Below are 7,172 nucleotides of genomic sequence, written 5' to 3'. Positions count from 1 at the left end.
ACCCCCCCCCCCCCCCCCCCCCCGCCCACCCCCCCCCCCCCCCCCCCCCCCCCCCCCCCCCCCCCCCCCCCCCCCCCCCCCCCCCCCGCTCCGGGACGTGAGGTCGGTCCTGTGGCGGGGTCCGGAAAGGTCCAGCCCGGCCCGCGGCGCCCGGCGCGGCAGCGGACGCCGCCGAATCCGCCCTCGCGGGCTTGACGGCGCTGCCTCCCGGGCCCGCCCCAGGGGTGTCCAGGGTCTGTCGTGTGGATCTTGCCGGGCTCACGTACCCCGGCACGCGCGCCTCCCCCGTAGCCCCCGGAGGGGGCACGGGAGGTGCCCCCCGCGTTGGCGGCGGCGGAGGCACGGCTCCTCCGCCTTGCGATCGCACGCACCGGACCCCGCTCACTCATCCGGCCCGATCCGAACGACAGACCCTAGCCCTGCGGGTCGAGGTCGATCTCGGCGGTGCGTTCCGCCGGGGTCGTGCCCAGCAGCGGCTTCTGCATCGCCTGCGCCACGTCCGCCGCCGAGACCGGGTGTTCCTTGCCGTCCGCCTTGGTGATGGTGAGGCCGTCGAAGACGCCGTCCAGCAGTTCCTCGATCGCTCCCCGGTCGTAGACCTCGACCAGCTTGCCGTCGATCGCCTTCATGGAGAGGATCTGCGGCAGCGAGCGGTCGGGGCCGAACTGGATCTGCCTGCCACCCGCCTTTATCGTGATCAGACCCGACATCGCCGGCTCCGCGAACTCCTTCATCGCGCGGTCGAGTTCCGCCTGGTCGATGGTCGGTTCGCGGGAGCTGATGGGCAGTTCGACACTGTTGGGCTCGCCCGTCTCGACCTGGGCGCGGTAGGCGTCTTTCACCGAGATCATCGAGCGTTCGACGTCAAGTGCCTTGCCCGCCTTGCCGGGTACGGGAACGGCCTTGCCCGGCTCGAACCTGATCGTGCCGTCGGCCGCCGAGCCCGATTCGCCCGCCAGATCGGTGAGCGCGACGCGCAGCTTCTCGTCGTCGACCGGCATCACCGGCTCGGTGACCCGTTCGCCGCCGAAGAGTGAGCTGATCACGGAGACCGGGTTGTAGTCGCTGCCCGCGGCGTTGCGGACGGTGGCCTGGCTGTCGAGGCTGAGCCCCGCCTTGTCGGGCCCGAGCTCCTCCTTCTTGCCGCCGACGGAGAGCTGGAGCGGTGTGGTCGAGCGCTCGCCGAGGGCCGCGTCGAGCTTGTCCACCGCGTCGTCGCGGGTGCCGCCGCCGATGTCCACGCCGAGCACGGTGGTGCCCTTCGGGACGTCGGAGTGGTTCAGGAGCAGTCCGGCGCCGTAGGCGATCGCGACCAGCGTGACGAGGCCCACGCCGAGCCCCATCAGCTTGGAGCGCCCCTTCTTCTTGGGAGGCGGGCTGGTGGTCCGCGCGGGCGACGTGCCGGAGCCGGGGCCCGCGGGCGCGCCGGCCGACGGTCCCGGCGGGCCGGGGAAGTCGGGCGACGAGAAGTCGGGATTGCCCCCGCCGTGGGACGAGGGCCCCGCCGACATGGGACCGCCGGCCGACGGACCGGGGGGCGCGGGCAGTTGGCCGTCCTGGAGCCGTCCCCCGGACAGGTCGGCGCGCGGCACCGGCCCCGTCTGGGAACCGGCGGACGGGAACGGCGAGCGGCTCTCCGACGGCACGACCGGGATACCGCTGGTGAGCGTGTCGCCCGAGACGTGCGGGCCGGGCCCGGCGGGCTCGGGGGCCGGCTGCTGCGGGGTCAGTATGGCGGTGTCGTCGGACATGCGCGGCCGTCCGCCGCGGTCGTCCCGGTCGTCACGTCCGGCCGGTGCGGCCGGTGCCGCGGAGGCGCCCAGATCGGCGCCCGGCGGCAGGTCCAGGAAGGCGAGCGACGACGTGCCGCTCGCGGGGCCCGTGGTCGGCCCGTCGGGCGCGCCGGTGCCGTACGCCGGGGTGGAGCCGCTGCCCGGCGGCATGAAGGCGTTGCCGCCCGGGGCCGGGGGACGCGGTGTGCCCGCGCCGCCGCGGGTGTCCGGCCCGGAGTCGGAGCCGTACGGCTGGTCGGACCGTCCGCCCGTGCCCGCGCCGGATCCGGGGGCCGTCACGGCGGCTCCCGCGCCCATCGCGCCCCCGAGCGTGCCCCCGCTCGGGGGCTTGCGCGGCGCGAACCAGTCGCTCGTGGCGGGTTTGTCCGCCGGCGCGTCCGCTTCGGGCACGCCGGTGTCGGGCGCGGCGCCGGCACGCGGCGCGCCGCCCGTGTCGTCCGCGCCCCGGCCCGGCCGCTCCGGCGGACCGGCGGGTCCGGCCTGTCTGGACGGACCGCCGTCGGCGTCGCTCATGGGCGTGCGCATGACGACCGGCGGAATCGGCCGCGAACCCGGGATGTTGATCCGGATGCGCGTGGTCAGCGTGGTCTCGGTCTTCGGCTCGTCCGGCTGTGCCGGGGCCTCGGCTGTCTCCTCCGGAGCGCCCTGCTCAGGGTGCGGCGACGGATACTGGCGGGATCCGTACGGCGGTGTCCCCGAGGGGTACGCGGCTCCGCCGCGCCCCTGGGGCCCGGAGGACGAACTGTCAGTTTCACGGCTCAAAGCAAGTTCTCCCGGGTTGGCTCCGCCGCCCGTTCTTACTGGTACTCAACTGTGTGGGTCCCCAAGCCGGAGGCCAGGGGACGGCCCGGAGCGCGCACCACCATACTGTCCTGCGCCGGACCACACCCGACGACCGGGGGAAGCGTTTATTCCACCCACCGTACGGAGAGGGTCAATTCGGGCCGAGGGGTACTGGACGGGCTCGTCACTTTCCAAGTCGGCGGGACTCGGCGACCGGTTGCGGTGACCGCGACATGGTGGCACACATCACAGCCACCATCGCACCGCCCAGCAGATAGACGACCGGTCCCAGGCCGGCGGCGAAGACGCCGTCGCCCTCCGGGCGCCCGAGGCTCAGTCCGATGACGGCGATCAGCCAGCCCGCGGCGGCCACGCCGACGCCGACCGGGGTTCCGGTGGCGATCCTGCCTCCGTAGAAGAGGCCCGCGGAGCCGAGCAGCGCGAGGATCAGACCGCCCGGGAACAGACCGCCCTGCACCAGGGCGCCCGCCGTACCGACCACCGCCCCGAGGATCAGGAGACCGAGGTACGCGGCGATACGGCCGGGTCCTGGCGGGGCCGCGAGCCGTGCGCCGGGCGCACCGCCCCCCGCCGCTCCCGCACCGGAGGCACCGCCTGTCACACCACCCGCACGAGTCACCGCGTCCGCGCGGGTCGCACCCGCACGGGCACCACCCCGGCCCCCTGACGCCGCCTTCGCACCCGCCGTCCCGTCCGCACCCGCCGCCTCGTTCGCACCGGACGCCGCCTTCGGGCGGCGCTCACGGCCGGCGCGGCCCGCGCCGTCACGCCCGCTCCCGCGCCCGCTCACACGCCCACCCCGGCGAAGAGGTCCGTCTCACGCGCACCGGCGTCCGCGCCGGAGGCGCCGGCCACCAACTGGTAGTACTCCGTGGTGAAAAGCGGCTGTCCCAGGCCGTTGGAGAGCGCGAAGAAGGCGCCGTCCACCACGATCTGGGTCTCGTGGGCGCGCATCGCCGCCGCCTTGTGCGCCGCGTACGCCGTCCCGTCGATCTCCGCCGTGATCTCGGCGTCGTCCACCACACCGGGCACGTCCCCGACGTCCGCGACGCCCCCGAACTCCGGCCCGGAGGCGCGCAGTCGGGCGAAGCCCTCCTCGGCGGCCGAGCGCGGCACCCGGTTCCAGTAGATCTTCGCGATCGCGTGCGGGTCGCCGAGCGCGGGCCGGAAGCCGGCGTCGGCCGCCAGCGCGGCGGCGCGCGTGGCCACACGGTGGGTCTGGATGTGGTCGGGGTGGCCGTAGCCGCCGTGCGGGTCGTACGTGACCAGCACCTGCGGCCGAACGGAGCGGATCACCTCGACCAGGTACCCGGCCGCGGTGTCCACGTCGGCGCCCCAGAAGGCGTCCGCGCGGTCGTTCTGCGCAAGGCCCATCATCCCGGAGTCGCGGAACCGCCCCCGGCCGCCGAGCAGCCGGTGGTCGGTGACGCCGAGTTCCCGCATCGCCGCGGCGAGTTCGCCCTCGCGGTGGGCCCCGAGCGCGCTGGAGGCACCCGTCGGCTCGCCGCCGGGCGCCAGATGGGCGAGCGAGGGCGGGACGACCTCGCCCTCCTCACCGAGTGTGCAGGTCACCAGGGTGACCCGGGCGCCCTCGGCCGCGTACCTGGCCATCGTGGCGCCGTTGTTGATCGACTCGTCGTCGGGGTGCGCGTGGACCAGGAGCAGACGACGCTCGGGAAGATCGGTCATGCGCACAGCGTACGAGGCTGGCTCCCGCGCGGACGCCCGCGGGACGGGCGCGCGTGGGGCGGGCGTGGGGCGGGCCGGCCCGGAGGACACCCCCTAGAACTGGATGTCGCCGATCATCCCCGCCACGTTGCTGGTCAGTTCGGTGATGGTGGGAGCCACCGAGGAGCTGGCCAGGTAGAAGCCGAGTAAGACGCAGACGAACGCGTGTCCACCTTTCAGCCCGGATTTCCGGACCAAGAGGACGACAATGATCGCCAGCAGCACCACCGCCGAAATCGAGAGTGCCACGGCGGTTCACCTCCACAGATGTTCGGCGGATATTCGATCGGGACGAGCAACACGCATGTGCCGGCGGGTACATACCCACTTGGCGCTATGGATCATAACTATCCGGCGGAACGCATCGATCGGTGCACGGCAGCACACGGGGGCGCACGAACGGCTGGGACGGACGCTAGGTTCGGTCGTATGACCTCAGGGCAACAACTCTCGTTTCCTCGCCAGTACGCAAGGACCCAGCGGTTCACGCTCGGTGCTCCGCGCGCCTTCACGGTGTCCCCCGACGGTTCGCGGGTGGTCTTCCTCCGGTCCGCATCGGGGACGGACCGCACGAACCGTCTGTGGGTGCTCGACCTCGACGACGGACCGGGTACGCCGCGCGAGCGGATCGCCGCCGACCCGGAAGCCCTGATGGCGGGCACACCCGAGGAACTCTCGGCCGAGGAGCGCGCCCGCCGGGAGCGGAGCCGTGAGGGATCCTCCGGCATCGTCGGCTACGCGACCGACGCCGCGGCCGAGTTGGCGGCCTTCGCGCTCTCCGGGCGGCTGTTCACGGCGGAGCTGCGCGCGGGGACGGCGCGCGAACTGCCCGTACCGGGGCCGGTGATCGACCCGCGGCCGTCGCCGGACGGGCGGCACGTCGCGTACGTGGCCGGGGGCACGCTGCGGGTGACGGGCTCCGAGGGGGACGGCGACCGCGCGCTGGCGGCTCCGGAGGACGGGCAGACCACCTACGGTCTGGCTGAATTCATCGCCGCCGAGGAGATGGCCCGCTCGCGCGGTTTCTGGTGGTCCCCGGAGTCGGACCGGCTGCTGGTGGCGCGGGTCGACGGGGCGGACGTCCAGCGCTGGTGGATCGCCGACCCCGCGCACCCGGACCGTGAACCGTCGACGATCGCCTATCCCTCGGCCGGCACACCCAACGCCGACGTGCGGCTTTTCCTGATCGGCCTGGACGGTTCGCGTACGGAGGTGGTCTGGGACCGGGTCCGGTCGCCGTATCTCGCGGCCGTCCACTGGTCGTCGGCGGGTGAGCCGCTGCTGCTCGTCCAGGCGCGGGACCAGCGCGGTCAGCACTGTCTGGCGGTCGACACGGCGACTGGTGAAACACGGCTCCTCGCGGAGGAGACGGACCCGGCCTGGCTTGAACTGGTCTCCGGCGTACCGGCCCTGGCGCCCGGCGGTGAGCTGGTGCGGGTGGTGGACATCCCGGACAGCGAGGACGGCCGGGGCGGTACGGACGGCGCGGACGCCGGTGGCGGCGCGCGGGTCCTGTTCGTCGGCGACCGGGCCCTGACCGGACCGGAGTTGCAGCTGCGCGCGGTGCTCGACATCGGCGAACGGGACGTGCTCGTGTCGGCGGCGGCGGGCGTCGCGGCCGAGTCTCCCGAGACCGGCGAGATCCACGTCTACCGCGTGCCCTACGGCGACGGCGGCGGGGTGCCCGCCGGGGCGCACGAGACCGGGGAGCCCGCCCCCCGGGGCCCCGAGCGCGTCTCCGAGGGCGTGGGAGTGCACACCGCGGTCCGCGCGGGCGCCGTCATGGTGATGGCGTCGGCGCGGCCCGACGTCAGCGGGACGGTGGTGCGCGTGACGCGGGAGGGCAAGCAGCTGGCCGTCGTCACCTCGTACGCGCAGCAGCCGAATCTCGCCCCGCGTGTCCAGCTCACGGAGGGGGGCGCACACCGAATTCCGTGCGCCGTTCTGCTCCCCACCAGCTACCGGGAGTCGGACGGTCCGCTTCCGGTGCTGCTGGATCCCTACGGCGGACCCCATGGCCAGCGGGTGCTGGCCGCGCACAACCCGTACCTCACGTCACAGTGGTTCGCCGACCAGGGCTTCGCCGTCGTCGTCGCGGACGGCCGGGGCGCTCCGGGCCGCTCCCCCGGCTGGGAGAAGGCGGTCAAGGACAATCTGGCGCTCACCCTGGACGACCAGATCGAGGCGCTGGAGGCGCTCGCCGAACGGTTCCCGCTGGACCGGTCGCGGGTGGCCATCCGCGGCTGGTCGTACGGCGGTTATCTCGCCGGGCTGGCCGCGTTGCGCCGCCCCGACGTCTTCCACGCGGCGATCGCGGGCGCGCCGGTCACCGACTGGCGGCTGTACGACACCCACTACACGGAGCGCTATCTGGGCGATCCGGCGACGGCGGCCGAGGTCTACGCGGCCAACTCGCTGGTCACCGATGACGGGCTGTCGGAACCGGCCGGCCCCGCACGGCCGCTGATGGTCATCCACGGTCTGGCGGACGACAACGTCGTGATGACGCACACGCTGCGGCTGTCGTCGGCCCTGCTGTCCGCGGGCCGGCCGCACGAGGTGCTGCCGCTCACCGGGGTGACGCACATGACGCCCCAGGAGCAGATCGCGGAGAACCTGCTGCTGCTCCAGGTGGACTTCCTGAAGCGTTCACTCGGGATGGCGTAGGGGCGGGGCCCGCACACCGCACACCGCCGCCCGGCCGCCCTCACCAGCCGGGCGGTGGCGGCGAGGGGGGGGGGGGGGGGGAAGGAAGCGCGGACGCGCCTCCTTGCCCGGTGGGGGGGGTGGGTTCTCCCCGCTCTTCCTGCCGTCCCCTCACCCTCGAGTTCCACCTTTTCCCCTGAG

The 7,172-nt window shown here is 74.0% G+C and carries 5 protein-coding genes; 1 reads left to right on the top strand and 4 read right to left on the bottom strand.

Going from position 1 to position 7,172, the window contains the following annotated elements:
- Window positions 1-413 precede the first annotated feature (413 nt).
- The 4 genes from ACZ61E_RS14650 to ACZ61E_RS14635 all read right to left on the bottom strand — a co-directional run bounded on the left by ACZ61E_RS14650 (window position 414) and on the right by ACZ61E_RS14635 (window position 4,574).
- The gene (locus ACZ61E_RS14650) at window positions 414-2,555 is read right to left on the bottom strand and encodes a peptidoglycan binding domain-containing protein (protein ID WP_469700003.1); all 2,142 of its coding nucleotides are present in this window, start codon (window positions 2,553-2,555) and stop codon (window positions 414-416) included.
- Between the two features lie 205 nt (window positions 2,556-2,760).
- On the bottom strand, window positions 2,761-3,198 hold the full coding sequence (locus tag ACZ61E_RS14645; RefSeq protein WP_469700002.1) for a DUF6113 family protein: 438 nt from the start codon (window positions 3,196-3,198) through the stop codon (window positions 2,761-2,763).
- Window positions 3,199-3,383: 185 nt separating this feature from the next.
- Window positions 3,384-4,286, bottom strand: a complete 903-nt coding sequence (gene mshB / locus ACZ61E_RS14640; RefSeq protein WP_469700001.1) for an N-acetyl-1-D-myo-inositol-2-amino-2-deoxy-alpha-D-glucopyranoside deacetylase — start codon at window positions 4,284-4,286, stop codon at window positions 3,384-3,386.
- A gap of 93 nt (window positions 4,287-4,379) precedes the next feature.
- Complete coding sequence (locus ACZ61E_RS14635; RefSeq protein ID WP_078075244.1) at window positions 4,380-4,574, bottom strand: hypothetical protein; 195 nt, start codon at window positions 4,572-4,574, stop codon at window positions 4,380-4,382.
- Between the two features lie 180 nt (window positions 4,575-4,754).
- Here ACZ61E_RS14635 and ACZ61E_RS14630 point away from each other — a divergent pair, with 180 nt between their 5' ends.
- A complete protein-coding gene (locus ACZ61E_RS14630; RefSeq protein ID WP_469700000.1) occupies window positions 4,755-6,992 on the top strand; it encodes a prolyl oligopeptidase family serine peptidase in 2,238 nt (745 codons plus the stop codon).
- Window positions 6,993-7,172 lie beyond the last annotated feature (180 nt).

The sequence above is a fragment of the Streptomyces sp. NPDC104581 genome (assembly GCF_055583685.1).
This window is presented reverse-complemented; position numbering and strand designations above follow the sequence as displayed.

Bases quoted from the DNA above. Each gene is read 5' to 3' on its own strand.
- mshB (WP_469700001.1), bottom strand. From the start codon at position 4,286: ATGACCGATCTTCCCGAGCGTCGTCTGCTCCTGGTCCACGCGCACCCC.
- ACZ61E_RS14630 (WP_469700000.1), top strand. From the start codon at position 4,755: ATGACCTCAGGGCAACAACTCTCGTTTCCTCGCCAGTACGCAAGGACC.